Here is a 15,173-nt window from a genome sequence, read left to right as displayed (position 1 = left end):
CTATAAAAAGCGCCGGCCCGCTGCTCATTCCCTGCAGACGCCTTCAACAGGGAAGCCCCTCGATGTTCTCATTCAAACAACAATTACCCCGCCTGACGCTGGCCGCCGCGCTGGCGATGGGCATCGTTCCTTCGGCCGTATTGGCGCAAGACGCCGCCACTCAGGTCTTTACCTTCGACATCGCCGCAGGAGCCCTCGACGAGGTGCTGCTGGATATCTCGCGCCAGACCGGCGTGCCGATTTCCTTCAGTCAGAATCTGGTGCAGGGCAAGCGCAGCAGTGCCGTGCGCGGTGCGTTGGGCGGCCGGCAGGCGGTGGAGAAGGCGTTGCTTGGCAGCGGTCTGCAAGTCGAGCAGGGCACTCAGGGTTTGAGCATTCGCCAGGCTGAGGCAACGAGCGCCGCACCGGTCAAGGCTGCCGTCGTGGCACCTGCCAGCAACGCCGATTACCGCATGGAAAAAGTCACGGTCACCGGCTCGCGGATCGCCCGCGCCCAGAGCGATGGCGCGACGCCGGTCAACGTCATCACCCACGAAGAAATGGAAGCGCGGGGTTACAAGAACGTCTACGACGCCCTCGCCACGCAAACGCAAAACACCGGCATGACCCAAGGCGAAGACTACGGCAACACTTGGCAACCGGCCGCCAGCGCCCTCAACCTGCGCGGCCTGGGGCCCAACCACACGCTGGTGCTGATCAATGGCCGGCGGGTCGCCGATTACCCGACGCCGTACGACGGCAAGGTCAACTTCACCAATCTTGCGAACATTCCGTCGGCGATCATCGACCGCATCGAAATCCTCAGCAGCGGCGCCTCGGCGATCTACGGTTCGGATGCGATTGCCGGGGTGGTGAACATCATCCTCAAGGACAAAATGAATGGCGTCGACGTCAACCTCAAGGGCGGCACCAGCGAGCGCGGCGGCGGTGACAATCAGCGGTTGCAGATCAGCGGCGGCGGCAGCTGGGGCGACTTCGATGGTTTGTTCGGGCTTGAGCTGACCAATCGTGATCCGATCTGGGCCGATGACCGAGGTTTCATGCAGAGCGGGCCGTTGGCGGATGTCGGTTACCGCCGCGACTTGAGCAACAACCGTTATCTGGGACCGGGCTGCGGCGCTTATCAAGGCACGTTCGACAACAAACTGTTCAACAGCGGCGGGCGCTGCCGCACCGACCAGATGTACAACGATTACTGGACGATCCAGACACAAAAGGAAAACTACGACGGCTACACCCGCGGCACCTGGCATTTCAGCGACAGCGGCCAGGTGTTCGCCGACCTGATGTATGGCCTCGACCACATTCAGAACAACACCCGTGGCCCGACCTTCACCTCGCCGGACTTCATCAACCAGAACAGCGGCAATCTGGAACGTTGGTATCGCCGTTTCGGTGAAGAAGAAATCGGCGGGCGCACCAGTAACAACAGCAAGTGGCGCGACACCTCGTGGACCGGCACGCTGGGGCTGTCGGACAAGATCGCCGATACCGGCTGGCACTATGACCTGGCGGCCAACCGCTCGGAATACAAAAGCGTGCGCACCACACGCTACACGCCGCTGTCGTCGATCCAGGATTTCTATCTCGGCCCGCAGCTCGGCACGCGCGGCGGCTACCCGGTATTTTCCCCGGACGCCTCGCGCCTCGACCGGCCATTGACGCCTCAAGAGTGGGAGCAGTTTCGCGGCAACCTGACCCAGAGCAGCAAGTCGGTGTCCACCAGCTACAACGCCTCGGTCAATGGCGATCTGTTTGACCTGCCGGCCGGCCCGGTCGGATTTGCCGGCGTACTGGAAGCCGGTAAACAGGAATACCGCATCGACCCGGACGACAGCCTCAACGACGGCAGTTTCTATGGCGTGACGCCGGCGCAAAGCTCCGGCGGTTCGCGCAAGCGATACGCGGCGGGTGGTGAGTTCAGCATTCCGGTGACCGACACAGTGCTGGCGACGGCGGCGGGGCGCTGGGACCAATACAAATTCAGCGGGCGCAGCGAACAGCAGAAAACCTACAACCTCGGTATCGAATGGCGACCGGTCACCAGCCTGTTGCTGCGCGGCAGCTACGGCACCAGTTTCCGCGCTCCGGACTTGAACTACATCTACCAGTCCGACAGCAACGGTTACTACCCGGCGCAGATCGACTATTACGGTTGCAGTCAGGGCGTGGCGGGCGCGTGTGATCGTGGGCGGGTCGACTACACGCAAAGCGGCACGGCGGATCTGGAATCCGAACGCGGCAAGTCGTGGACCTACGGTTTTGTCTGGTCGCCGTCGCGCAACTTCGATTTTTCCACCGACTTCTGGCGCGTGGAAATCGATGACCTGCTGACCACCGTCGACGAAAACCGCCTGTTGCAGCAGGAGAACGAATGCCGCAACGGCACCCAGGACATCAACTCGGCCAACTGCCAGTCGACCCTCGCGCGTGTTGACCGCAATCCCGGCAATGCCGCCATCGATCCCAACCAGTTGCAGCGGGTGCGGGTGAATGCGATCAACGCGGCCAGCGAGCGGGTCAGCGGTCTCGATTTCAAGAGCAACATTCGCTGGGGTGCCGGGCAGTACGGCGCGTTCAGTTCGGCGCTGGGCTACACCCTGGTGCTGTCGCACTTCTACAAGGAATCGGACGAAGCCCCGACCCAGGACTGGCGCACTTCGCGCACCAACTACGACTGGCGCAGCAAGGTCAACGCCAGCCTGACCTGGGACTATCAGAAGGCCACAGCGACGCTGATGGGCATTCGGTATGGCTCGGTCACCAACGGCGCGGGTGACGGGCGTCTGTCGCCGTGGACGGTGTTCAATGCCAGTGCGCGCTATCGCTTGAACGACCGGGCAAGCGTCGGGCTGACCGTGAACAACGTGCTCAATCAGGTCAAACATGACGACTCGGCAGGCTGGCCGTATTACCCGACCGGCAACTACGACCCTTACGGCCGTCAGTGGTGGCTGGATGTGAGTTATCACTTCGGGAGTTGAGCGAGGAACACTGCTCGGCAGCGTCCTACGGAAGTTGCCGGATTTTGAGTGAAAGCAGGGATATTTCCGACGACTTTTTAAGGTTGGCCGTCGGAAGCGGGGCCTATAGCATCGGTCGTGACATGAAGTCACTGACCGGCCTGAACGCTCGGGCCCCTGACATTGGATGGATTATGCGAACCGCACATCTCGAGCACGAAAACTCTACTTATTCCCCTCGTGATTTCTGGCGTGCCGATCACGCCAGGTGCCCTACGGAGGGTGCTCCCATGCCCCAGACAAAAGCACCCCGGCTCACCGGGCTGAAGAGAGTCGAGGGCAAACCCGTGGAGTTGTTGCTGCATGGCCGGATATGGGACAGGGACACCATGTACATCATCCGTTATGCGCTGGAAGGCTTTGATCTGCGTGACGTCGTCAACATGATTTCAACGTCTGAGCTGTACCGGGAAAGCGAACTTGTGCAGCTCATCACCGGAAGGTCCGTCAGAACCGTACGGCGCTTGCTTAACAGCGACGAGCCTACGCGCCTGAGCCGCCAGCAGAGCATGATCGCCTTCCAGTATGCGCACGCTCTGGAGTCCGCCATCGAGGTGTTCCACGATCAGTCGAGCGCCGAGGAATGGTTGAACAAGGCAACCAAATGGTTAAACGGTTACAGACCCGTCGCATTGATTGAGAGCTCTTTGGGGTATCAATCGGTCGATGCTTATCTGCACCGAATCAAATACGGGGTTTATCAATGAACCCGTTGCCTTGGGACGACCGTTGGTACGCGTGGCGGCTGGACCCTGAGGTTTATCGATGCACCTGGGACAGCGGTATTGGTTCGGAACTGCAGGGTGGCCGATGGAACCGGCCCGGCCGGCGTGTCGTTTATGCCTCGATCGATCCCTCTACCGCCATTCTGGAGGTGGCAGCTCATGGGAGTTTTAACGCACTGGATAAAAGTCCCTATGTGCTGACGTGCTTTGAGGTGATCAGTGAGGCACTTGTGAAAATCGTGCAACCCGAGGAGCTGCCCAACCCTTACTGGATGAGCCCGGCACAGTCTTCGCCTAACCAGCAGGATTTTGCCGATGCATTGCTCGCCGAGCATCCGTTCGTACTGATCCCCTCGGCAGCCACCCGGCATTCGTGGAACTTGCTGGTGAGCTGCGATTTGGCGGAAGGGCAATTCAGGATGGTCTCGCAAGAGCGGTTCGGGCTGGATACACGATTGCTGAGGGATACAGAACTGGCCTGAGCAATCCACATGCCTTTTTTTGCATAACCTCAGCACCCAACGGTCTAAATCGCGCCCTATAAATCGCCATCTGCCATCGCACATCCCTGCATAAACCAAAACGCAGGGATGGCTGTTCATGATTCGATTTTCACCCGTTAAATCCCCGTTGAGCCTGGCCTTGCTGCTGGCGATCAACACATTGCCGGCGATTGCCGCCGACAGCAGTGCTACAGAGCCGACCACCCAACTGCAACGGGTTGAAGTCACTGGTACCGCGATCCGCCGAGTCGATGCCGAAACGGCGGTACCCGTCACCATCCTTCGGGTTGAGGAGCTGCAGAAGCAAGGCGTGACCACCACTGAAGAACTGGTCAATCGCATTTCTGCCAACCAGTCTTCCGTGGGCTCCGGACGTTCGGTAGGTTCGAGCAGCGGCGGGGCGTCTTACGCTGACCTGCGAGGCATTGGCCCGAACAAGACGCTGGTGCTGCTTAACGGTCGCCGCTTGAGCAATAACGCGACCAACGCCATCAACGGCTCCGGCGTGGACCTCAATACCATCCCGTTCGCCGCCATCGACCGGGTTGAAGTGCTGCGCGACGGTGCTTCGGCGTTGTACGGCACCGATGCCATCGGCGGGGTGATCAACTTCATCACCAAGACCAGCCTCACCGAAGGTCAGATCAGCACCAACTACGACACGCCGACCCATTCCGGTGGCGGTGAAAGCCGCAACTTCAGCGGTAGTTGGGGTTTTGGAGATTTGCAGGACGATCGCTTCAACGTGTTCGGCGTTGTGAGTTACGACAAGCAGCAACGGCTGGCCGCCGAAGATCGCGCCTACACCTACAACTACCAGCCGGGGCGAGGACTTGATTACACCTCCGGTACCGCGTCACCCGCCAACTGGAGTCAGGGCAGCAACGCCACCAACCCGTTGGCCGGTTCCGGTTGCAATGCACCGGGCCTGCTGTCGCGCAACGGCATCTGCCGCCAGAGCCTGTGGAATTACCTCGATCTGGTGCCGGAAACCGAAAAGACGTCGGCCTTCGCCAAAGCCACCGGCAAGCTGTCGGACGATCACAACGTCAGCCTCGAATACTTCTGGGCGCGCAACGAAAACCGCACCCAGATCGGCCCCGGTACGTTGATGGGCAATCAGGTCAATCCTGGTACTGCGTTTTATCCGGGCAACGGCATCACCCCGGGGCCGAGCGGTTTTGCCCTTGATCCAACGCAACCGGTAGACGTGAACTGGCGCGAAACCGCTGTCGGTGCTCGCCAGCATGAGGACGACAACACGGGTCAGCGCCTGCTGCTGAGCTTCGACGGCACGCTCGTCGGTTGGGACTACAACGTCGGTGCCTCGTACAACCAGAACAAAGTGGTCAATACCATCCGTAGCGGTTATGTGAACGACCGGGCTGTCAGCCAGGGCATTGCCAATGGCGTGATCAACCCGTTCGGCCCGCAGACGGCTGCAGGTTCCGCGTTGCTGGCGGCCAACGCGGTGGACGGCGATTACGGAACAGCTGTTGGCCGGGTGAAGGCGATTGATGGCCGTGTCAGCCGCGAGATTGGTGACTGGTTTGGCGCAGGCCCTTCGGCGCTGGCACTGGGTGGCGAGTACCGAAAGGAAGACTTCCATCAGGATTTCGCCCAGTTCGCGGCTGATGTGCAGAGCCTGGGCGTTGACCCCAATGCCAGCGTCACCGGGGACCGCAGCGTCTCGGCGCAGTACGCCGAGGTCAACGTGCCGGTGCTCGACAGCCTGGAACTGTCCGCCGCCGTGCGCCACGACAAATACAGCGATTTCGGCAGCACCACCAACCCGAAATACTCGTTCCGCTTCCAGCCGTTCAAGGAGCTGGTGGTTCGCGGCGCCTATAGTGAAGGTTTCCGCGCGCCGTCGCTGTATGAGCTCTATAACCCGAACTTCACCACGTTCACCGTGGCCAATTACAACGACCCGCGGCTGTGTGCCGGTGGCAACCCGAGCAACGGCGGGATCGCCAACCGCGACTGCGCTCAGCAGTTCAACAGTCGGACCGGCGGCAACAGGGACCTGAGCCCGGAAACCGCGCGCAACGTCACCCTCGGCTTCGTGTATCAGCCGTTCGATCGCCTGACCACCGGGCTGGATTTCTGGTGGATCAATATCGCCAACCAGATCGCCGAATTCCCTGAGTCGGCGGTGTTCGAAAACCCGGAACTGTACCCGGATCGTTTAATCCGCAAGCCTGATGGCTCCATCGATCACATCGTCACGGGACTGGCCAACCTGGGCAAGATCAAGACCAACGGTGTCGACGTGAGTTTCGACTACCGCTTGCCAAGCACGGCTTACGGCGATTTCGGGATTGGTCTGCAAGGGACCTATGTCAGTCGTTACGAGTATCAGCAGCAACTCAAGGGCGACTACATCGACAAACTCGGCGATTTTCGCGGCGGCGACTTTGCTTCGGCCGGTGCCGTGGCCCGTTGGCGTCACAGCCTGACCGGCAGCTGGAACTACGGCCCGCTCGGCGCGAGCCTGACCAACCGCTACACCAGCGGTTATCACGACTCGGATCGTGAGACTCACGACTACGTTGGCTCCTACAACGTCTGGGACGTGGCCGGCACCTACACCTGGCGCAAGACCCTGGCCGTGACGCTGGGGGTGAAGAACCTGTTCGACCGCGAGCCGCCATTCAGCAACCAGACCTACACGTTCCAGAGCGGCTACGACCCGAAATACGGCGATTCGTTCGGGCGGACGCTGTTCACGCGGGTCAACTACAAGTTCTGAGAGTGACCAGTCGGTGCCGGTTTTAGTAACCGATCGTTCTAAAACCGGCCCTATAAAAAATGCCTGCCCGCTGCACATCAAAGGTAGGCAGGTACGCGGTTAAAGGATCTGCCCATGTTTTCCAGACTCACTTTGCTGGGCGTATGTCTTGTGCTGAGCCCGGCGATATTTGCGCAGCCTCAACATGCCCTCACGGTCTACGGCGAGGCCCCGAAGTACGCCCCGGACTTTCAGCACCTGGCCTACGCCAACCCCGACGCACCCAAGGGCGGCAGCCTGCGGCGTTCTTCGCTGGAAAGCGGTCCGTTCGATCACCTGATTCCCTACGTCGAAAAAGGCACCGGCGTCGCAGAGATCGATGGCTGGCTCTACGCGCCACTGGCTTATCGCAGCAAGGATGAGCCCTACAGCGTCTACGGCCTGGTGGCGCAACGCATGGAACTGGACGCGGATCGGCGCTGGGTGCGCTTCTATCTCAATCCAGCGGCGCGTTTCGATGACGGCACGCCGATCACCGCCGAGGACGTGCGCTACACCTTCGAGCGGTTCACCACCCAGGGCAGCCTGAAGTATCGGCAGCAGTTTCGGGATGTCGCCCAAGTGCAGGTCGAGTCGCCAACCCAGGTGCGCTTCGTGTTCAAGAACAACGACAGCCGTACGTTGCCGCTGGATCTGGCGGTGCTGCCCGTGCTGCCCGAGCATTGGTGGCGCACCCGGGACTTTGCCGAAGGCGCTGGTTTCGAGATTCCGCCCGGTAGCGGCCCCTATCGGGTCAGTGCGGTGGATGCCGGTCGCAGTGTGAAATTCCAGCGGGTTCAGGACTGGTGGGGCAAGGATCTGCCAATCAGCCGCGGGCTCTACAACTTCGATCAGTTGAGTGTGGAGTTCTTCGCCGACACCGACGTATCGCGGCAAGTGCTCAAGGCCGGCGGCTTCGATTACAACCGCGAGTTCTCCGCCACCAGTTACACCATCGGTTATGCCGGCGCAGCGATGGAGCAGGGCAAACTGTTGCGCGAACACCTCGCTCCCGGTGCCGCTCAAGGCGCTCAGGGTTTCGTGTTCAACCTGCAGAAACCGATGTTTCAGGATCGCCGGGTGCGCCAAGCGATCGCCATGCTCTGGGATTTCGAATGGAGCAATCGGCAGATGATGCGCAGCATGTACCTGCGCCAGCGCAGTTACTTCTCCCACAGCACGCTGTCGGCGACCGAGTTGCCGGACGCCGAAGAACTGAAAATCCTAGAACCCTGGCGCGGCAAGATCCCCGATGAGGTGTTCAGTCAGGTGTTCGAGGCGCCGCGCACCGACGGCAGCGGCAACATCCGCGCACAACAGTTGCAGGCGCTGAAACTGCTGGAGGCCGCTGGTTGGAAACCCCGTGGCGATCAACTGGTGAATGCCGCCGGCGAGCCGCTGCAATTCACCTTTCTCAACGGCCAGAAAGGTTTCGAGCGCTTGTTGCTGCCGTTCAAACGCAACCTGGCGCAGATCGGCATCGGCTTCGATATTCGTCAGGTCGACACCGCGCAATACACCAACCGCGTGCGCAATCGCGACTACGACATGATCGTCGTCGGTTATCCGGTGAGTCAGGCACCAGGGCGCGAAATGTTCAATTACTTCGGCTCCGACGGCGCCGATGATCCGGGTTCCAACAACTACATGGTGCTGCGTGATCCGGCGGTGGATGCGCTGCTCGAAGGCGTGGTGCAGGCCGACAGCCGCGCGAGTCTGTTGCGCCATGCCCGTGCGCTGGACCGGGTGTTGCAGTGGGGCTACTACTGGATTCCCAACTATTACCCACCGGGTATTTCCACGGTGTGGTGGAACCGTTTCGGCCGGCCGGCGATTGCGCCGCTGTACGACGCCGGCCTGGATACCTGGTGGGAAATCAGTCCGACGGCGTTGACCGCCACTCAGGCGCAAAAACAGCAAAAGGAGTTGGCCCATGTGGGGTTATAGCCTGCGGCGTCTGCTGCTGATCGTGCCGACCTTGTTGGCGATTCTGTTGGTGAACTTCGTGATCGTGCAGGCTGCGCCCGGTGGCCCGGTCGAGCAGGCCATCGCCCGTTTGCAGGGGATCGGTGTCGGTGGGGCAGTGGGTGCAAGTCATGTCGAAACCATTGGCGGCGAGTCCCGCGCGACCCGTGGCCTGGACCCGAAACTGGTGGCCGATATCGAGCGCCAGTACGGGTTCGACAAACCCGCCAGCGAGCGCTTGTGGCTGATGCTCAAAAGCTACGCGCAACTGGACTTCGGCAAGAGTTTCTTCCGGGGCGCGACGGTGACGGAATTGATCTGGCAGAAATTGCCGGTGACCTTGTCGCTGGGGCTGTGGGCGACGTTGATCACCTATCTGGTGTCGATCCCGCTGGGCATTCGCAAGGCCGTGCACAACGGTTCGGCGTTTGATGTCTGGAGCAGCGCGGCGATCATCATCGGTTACGCGATGCCGGGCTTTCTGTTCGCCCTGTTGTTGATCGTGGTGTTTGCCGGCGGTACGGCGCTGGACTGGTTTCCGGTGCGCGGGCTGGTCTCGGACAACTTCGCCGAGCTGACGCCGTGGGGCAAGGTGGCGGACTACTTCTGGCATCTGGTGTTGCCGGTCAGCGCGCTGGTGATCGGTGGTTTCGCGACCCTGACGATCCTGACCAAGAACAGCTTCCTCAACGAGATCTCGCGGCTGTACGTGGTCACGGCCCGGGCCAAGGGGTTGAGTGAGCGACAGGTGTTGTACGGACACGTGTTTCGCAATGCGATGCTGCTGGTGGTCGCCGGGTTGCCTCAGGCGCTGGTGACCGTGTTCTTCGGCGGCTCGCTGCTGATCGAGGTGATTTTTTCCCTCGATGGTCTCGGGCGCCTGAGTTACGAGGCGGCGGTGTCGAGGGATTACCCGGTGGTGTTCGGTTCGCTGTTCATCTTCACCCTGTTCGGACTCTTGATAAAACTGCTGGGCGACCTGTGCTACACGCTGGTCGACCCGCGCATCGACTTCTCTGCGAGGGCCGCCCGATGCTGACGTTATCTCCCATCGGACAGCGCCGCTGGGCGCGGTTCAAGGCCCATCGGCGCGGCTGGTGGTCGTTGTGGCTGTTTCTTGCGCTCTTTGGTTTGAGCCTTGGCGGCGAGCTGGTCGCCAACGACAAACCGCTGTTGGTGAGCTACCAGGGCGGTTGGTATTTTCCGGCGTTCAAGCGTTACACCGAACAGGATTTCGGCGGCGAGTTGCCGTTTCAGCCCGACTATCGCAGCGCCCAGGTGCGCGAGCTGATCGAGGGGCAGGGCGGGCGAATGTGGTTTGCGCCGATCCCGTTCGGTTTCGACACGGTCAATTACGACCTCACGGAACCGGCACCGAGTCCACCCACCGGTGAGAACTGGCTGGGCACCGATGATCAGGCGCGGGATGTGCTGGCGCGGGTGATTTTCGGTACGCGGGTGTCACTGCTGTTTGCCTTGGCACTGACCGCGACCAGTGCGTTGATCGGCATCGCCGCCGGTGCGTTGCAGGGCTACTACGGCGGTTGGGTCGACTTGATCGGACAGCGTTTGCTGGAGGTCTGGTCGGGGCTGCCGGTGTTGTATCTGCTGATCATTCTGTCCGGGTTCGTCGAGCCGAATTTCTGGTGGTTGCTGGGCATCATGGCGCTGTTTTCCTGGCTGAGCCTGGTGGATGTGGTGCGCGCCGAGTTTCTGCGCAGCCGTGGGCTCGAGTACGTGAAAGCGGCGCGGGCACTGGGCGTCGGCGATGCGCAGGTGATCGTGCGGCACATCCTGCCCAATGCCATGAGCGCGACGCTGACGTACCTGCCGTTCATTCTCACCGGAGCCATCGCGACGTTGTCTGCGCTGGATTTCCTGGGTTTCGGCATGCCGGCGGGCAGTGCGTCGCTGGGTGAATTGATCGGTCAGGGCAAGACCAATCTGCAAGCGCCGTGGCTGGGCCTGACAGCGTTTTTTGCACTCGCGCTGATTCTTTCATTGCTCGTATTCATCGGCGAAGCGTGCCGTGATGCCTTCGACCCCAGGACTTGATATGCGTGAACATTTGATCGAAATACGCGACCTGCGGGTTGCCTTCAAAGGCCAGGAAGTGGTCCACGGCATCGACCTCGACATCCGTCCGGGTGAATGCCTGGCGCTGGTGGGGGAGTCCGGTTCCGGCAAGTCGGTGACGGCCCACAGCATTCTGCAACTGCTGGACCCGAACATCACGAAGATCGACGGCAGCATTCGTTATGGCGGCGAAGAGTTGCTGGGTGTGCACGAGCGCTATCTGCGGCAATTGCGCGGCAACCGCATTGCGATGATTTTTCAGGAGCCGATGAGTTCGCTGAACCCGTTGCACAGCATCGAGCGGCAACTTGGCGAAAGCCTGGCGCTGCACAAAGGTCTGGCGGGCGCGGCGGCACGCAAACGGATTCTGGAGCTGTTGGAGCTGGTGGGCATTCAACGCCCGAGCGAGCGTCTGAAGGCTTACCCGCATCAGCTCTCAGGCGGGCAACGGCAGCGAGTGATGATCGCGATGGCACTGGCATGCGAGCCGCAATTGCTGATTGCCGATGAGCCGACCACCGCCCTCGATGTTACCGTGCAGCGCAAGATTCTTCTGTTGCTCCAAGAGCTGCAACAACGCCTGGGCATGGCGTTGCTGATCATCAGCCACGACTTGAATCTGGTACGCACCATTGCCCAGCGAGTCGCGGTGATGCGCGGCGGCGAGATCGTCGAACAGGCGACTTGTGAGCAATTGTTCCGGTCACCGCAGCATCCCTACAGTATTGAATTGCTTAACGCCGAACCCGGCGGCATGGCGCTGTGTCGGGACAAGTCGGAGGAACTGTTGCAAGTGCGCGATCTCAACGTGCGCTTTCGACTCGGTGGCGGCTGGCTGCGCCCAAAGTCGTATCTGCACGCGGTCAACGGTATCGATCTGAGCCTGCAACGGGGGCGGACCTTGGGGATTGTCGGTGAGTCGGGCTCCGGCAAGTCCACCCTCGGCCAGGCGATCCTGCGGCTGATCGAGGCTGACGGCAGCATCCGTTTCGAAGGCAAGGCGCTGGAAGGCCTGAGCGGAAAGCAGCTACTGCCGCTGCGCAAACGCCTGCAAGTGGTGTTTCAGGATCCGTTCGGCAGCCTCAGTCCGCGCTTGTGCGTGGAGCAGATCATCGCCGAGGGTTTGCAGGTGCACAGCGACATGAATGCGCGGGAGCGTGAACAGGCCGTGATTGATGTCTTGCGGGAGGTGGGCCTCGATCCGGCGACACGTCATCGCTATCCCCACGAGTTTTCCGGCGGGCAGCGGCAACGCATCGCCATTGCCCGGGCGTTGGTGCTCAAGCCGGATCTGATCCTGCTCGACGAGCCGACGTCGGCGCTGGATCGCACGGTGCAGAAACAGATCGTCGCGCTGTTGCGCCGGTTACAGGAGGAACACGGTCTGACGTATCTGTTCATCAGTCATGACCTGGCGGTAGTGCGGGCACTGGCCCACGACCTGATCGTGATGAAGGATGGCGAGGTGGTGGAGCGAGGGGAAACGGGCGAGTTGTTCGGCTCGGCAAAACACCCTTATACGCGGGAGTTGCTGGCGGCGTCGTTTGCCGGTTCGAGCGCCTGAAACGACAAATCCCGCCACAGGGGCGGGATTTGTTTGCAGTCTGGCTGCCGACTTATGCCGGGAACAGCTCGGACAGTTTCATCGACAGCATCATGTCGCCTTCAACGCGCAGCTTGCCGCCCATGAAGGCTTGCATGCCGTCGGTTTCGCCGCTGACGATGCCTTTCAGGGTTTCGCTGTCCAGCACGAGCGTGCAGTTGGCGTCGGCGTTTTCGCCTTCCTGGATGTCGCAAGTGCCGTCTTTGACGATCAGGGCGTAGTGCTTGTCTTCGTCAGTGATGTTGAAACCGAAGATCAGATCCAGACCGGCAGCAGCGGCTGGGTTGAACTTGGCTTGCATTGCTTTTACGGCATCAGCTACGGAGGTCATGGTTCGATCCTTTTTGGTTGATTGCAGCAGGGTCACAGTAATCCGGACTCAGCGAAAAGTGATGAGTTCCGGGGCCTTCAGCAGTTGCAGGTGTGCATGACTGTTGAAGGAAGCCAGAGCCACCTCGCGACCGCGAAACTTCAGCTGGTTGAGCGAGGTGTTGACGATTTGCCAGTTCAGTTCAAAGGCCTGCCGTGCAGGCATTTGTGTAATCAGGTGGAGCAGGGCGGTGATGGTGCCACCCGAGGTGAACACTGCGATTTTCTGGGTGTTGTCGGCCTGATCGAGTAGGCGGTTCAGCCCGGCCTGGACCCGTTCGACGAAGCCCAGCCAGCTTTCCAGCCCCGGCGTGTCGTAGGTGCCGGCCAGCCAGCGTTCGATGATCAGGGCGAAGATGCGCTGGAACTCGCCACGGTTCTGTGCGGCGTTGCGCAGGATCTCCAGCGCTTCGGGTTCTTCGGGCAGCATGGCCGGGAGCAGGGCGCGGATCACGGCGTCGGCGTCGAATTCGTTGAAGGCCGAATCGATTTCCAGAGCGGGGACCGGCAGGCCCACGGCGGCGAACTGTTCCAGCGCGCTGTTGGCCGTGTGTTGCTGACGGCGTAGATCGCCTGACAGGCAGCGATCGAAGCTGACGCCGAGCTCGGCGAGGTGGCGGCCGAGGATCTCTGCCTGGCGTACACCGGTCGGCGACAGGACGTCATAGTCGTCTGCACCGAAGGAGGCCTGGCCATGTCGAATCAAGTAGATGCTGCCCACGTCCGCGTCATCCCGGTACGTTGAAGGTTGTGGCGAGGTTATGGGGATGGCGGAGAGCTGTCAATGAAAAAACATACGCTTGTTTGAAATGCCCGTTACAGGCCTGTTTCCAGAGGTTTCACGGCTGGCCGACGAAGCAGTGCATGGGTATGCTGGGGGTATCCCGCGCGTGTTAAGCAATTGCGCATCGTTTGAAGGAGTCACTGTGGAGTTTTTGACTGAATACGCCAGTTTCCTGGCCAAGACCGTGACACTGGTCATCGCGATTCTGGTGGTGCTGGCCAGTTTTGCTGCATTACGCAGCAAGGGCCGACGCAAGTCTGCGGGCCAGTTGCAGGTCAACAAGCTCAATGATTTCTATAAGGGCCTGCGTGAGCGCCTGGAACAGACCTTGCTCGACAAGGATCAGCTCAAGACCTTGCGCAAGGGCGAGGCCAAGGCCGAGAAGAAACAGAAGAAGAACCCGGACGCCAAACCGCGGGTATTCGTGCTGGATTTCGATGGCGACATCAAGGCGTCGGCCACCGAAAGCCTGCGCCACGAAATCACCGCGCTGCTGACCCTGGCTACACCGAAGGATGAAGTGGTCCTGCGTCTGGAGAGTGGCGGCGGCATGGTTCACAGCTATGGCCTGGCCTCGTCGCAACTGGCGCGCATCCGTGAAGCCGGCGTGCCGTTGACCGTGTGCATCGACAAGGTCGCGGCGAGCGGAGGCTACATGATGGCCTGTATCGGCGAGAAGATCATCAGCGCGCCGTTTGCCATTCTTGGCTCGATCGGTGTGGTTGCGCAGTTGCCGAATGTCAATCGCCTGTTGAAAAAGCATGACATCGATTTCGAAGTGCTGACCGCTGGCGAATACAAGCGCACCCTCACCGTATTTGGCGAAAACACCGAGAAAGGCCGAGAGAAATTCCAGGAAGACCTGGACATCACCCATAAACTGTTCAAGAACTTCGTCGCCCGTTATCGCCCACAGCTGGCGATCGACGAAGTGGCCACCGGTGAAGTCTGGCTCGGCATCGCAGCCCTGGAAAAACAACTGGTAGACGAACTCAAGACCAGCGACGAGTACCTGGCTGAGCGCGCTAAACAATCCGAGGTCTATCACCTGCACTATGCCGAACGCAAAAGCCTGCAGGAGCGTATCGGCATGGCGGCCAGCGGCTCGGTGGATCGCGTGTTGCTGAGCTGGTGGAGCCGGCTGACCCAGCAACGTTTCTGGTAAGTGTTGCGTACGCTCGTGAGGTTTCAGCCTCGCGAGCGTGAAGCGCTTTTATCGTAAGACAGTGCGGTATATAGATATCTTATCGTCGCATAATGTTGTTGTTTTGGTGGGTAATGCATCAACTAATCGCACTGTATTGAACGGTGTTTCAACTTTATTCTGAATGTCCACTTCAAGATAAAGTTGTTAA

General features: G+C 60.5%; 11 protein-coding genes. 9 read left to right on the top strand and 2 right to left on the bottom strand.

The features are described from left to right. Nucleotides 1-62: 62 nt before the first annotated feature. The 8 genes from AC3WRD_RS22575 (at nt 63) to AC3WRD_RS22540 (ending at nt 12,626) form a co-directional block, all read left to right on the top strand. Complete coding sequence (locus AC3WRD_RS22575) at nt 63-2,984, top strand: TonB-dependent receptor (protein WP_102621775.1); 2,922 nt, start codon at nt 63-65, stop codon at nt 2,982-2,984. A gap of 269 nt (nt 2,985-3,253) precedes the next feature. Then, complete coding sequence (locus tag AC3WRD_RS22570) at nt 3,254-3,730, top strand: antitoxin Xre/MbcA/ParS toxin-binding domain-containing protein (protein ID WP_096819974.1); 477 nt, start codon at nt 3,254-3,256, stop codon at nt 3,728-3,730. Then, nucleotides 3,727-4,230: an RES family NAD+ phosphorylase gene (locus AC3WRD_RS22565; RefSeq protein ID WP_102621774.1), complete on the top strand. Its 504-nt coding sequence runs from the start codon at nt 3,727-3,729 to the stop codon at nt 4,228-4,230. Before AC3WRD_RS22570 ends, AC3WRD_RS22565 begins: the two co-directional genes overlap by 4 nt. Before the next feature lie 118 nt (nt 4,231-4,348). Then, a complete protein-coding gene (locus AC3WRD_RS22560) occupies nt 4,349-7,003 on the top strand; it encodes a TonB-dependent receptor (protein WP_102621773.1) in 2,655 nt (884 codons plus the stop codon). 114 nt (nt 7,004-7,117) lie between these two features. Further along, the gene (locus AC3WRD_RS22555) at nt 7,118-8,968 is read left to right on the top strand and encodes an extracellular solute-binding protein (RefSeq protein ID WP_102621772.1); all 1,851 of its coding nucleotides are present in this window, start codon (nt 7,118-7,120) and stop codon (nt 8,966-8,968) included. Then, nucleotides 8,955-10,025 carry a microcin C ABC transporter permease YejB gene (locus AC3WRD_RS22550; RefSeq protein ID WP_102621771.1) on the top strand — a complete coding sequence of 357 codons (1,071 nt, stop codon included), beginning with the start codon at nt 8,955-8,957 and terminating at the stop codon, nt 10,023-10,025. Before AC3WRD_RS22555 ends, AC3WRD_RS22550 begins: the two co-directional genes overlap by 14 nt. Beyond that, the gene (locus AC3WRD_RS22545) at nt 10,019-11,041 is read left to right on the top strand and encodes an ABC transporter permease (RefSeq protein WP_102621770.1); all 1,023 of its coding nucleotides are present in this window, start codon (nt 10,019-10,021) and stop codon (nt 11,039-11,041) included. Before AC3WRD_RS22550 ends, AC3WRD_RS22545 begins: the two co-directional genes overlap by 7 nt. Before the next feature lies 1 nt (nt 11,042). Then, nucleotides 11,043-12,626 carry an ABC transporter ATP-binding protein gene (locus AC3WRD_RS22540; protein WP_102621769.1) on the top strand — a complete coding sequence of 528 codons (1,584 nt, stop codon included), beginning with the start codon at nt 11,043-11,045 and terminating at the stop codon, nt 12,624-12,626. 52 nt (nt 12,627-12,678) lie between these two features. On the opposite strand, the gene AC3WRD_RS22535 is transcribed toward AC3WRD_RS22540, so the two are convergent. Together AC3WRD_RS22535 and AC3WRD_RS22530 are read right to left on the bottom strand one after the other, a co-directional pair. Further along, nucleotides 12,679-12,996, bottom strand: coding sequence for an SCP2 sterol-binding domain-containing protein (locus AC3WRD_RS22535; protein ID WP_085730743.1), 318 nt, complete (start codon nt 12,994-12,996; stop codon nt 12,679-12,681). Nucleotides 12,997-13,044: 48 nt separating this feature from the next. Next, the gene (locus tag AC3WRD_RS22530) at nt 13,045-13,755 is read right to left on the bottom strand and encodes a histidine phosphatase family protein (RefSeq protein ID WP_102621768.1); all 711 of its coding nucleotides are present in this window, start codon (nt 13,753-13,755) and stop codon (nt 13,045-13,047) included. A gap of 205 nt (nt 13,756-13,960) precedes the next feature. On the opposite strand from AC3WRD_RS22530, the gene sohB reads away from it, so the two are divergent. Then, nucleotides 13,961-14,983, top strand: a complete 1,023-nt coding sequence (gene sohB / locus AC3WRD_RS22525; protein ID WP_102621767.1) for a protease SohB — start codon at nt 13,961-13,963, stop codon at nt 14,981-14,983. Nucleotides 14,984-15,173: the final 190 nt, after the last annotated feature.

It is taken from the genome of Pseudomonas sp. FW215-R2 (genome assembly GCF_058789255.1).
This window is presented reverse-complemented; position numbering and strand designations above follow the sequence as displayed.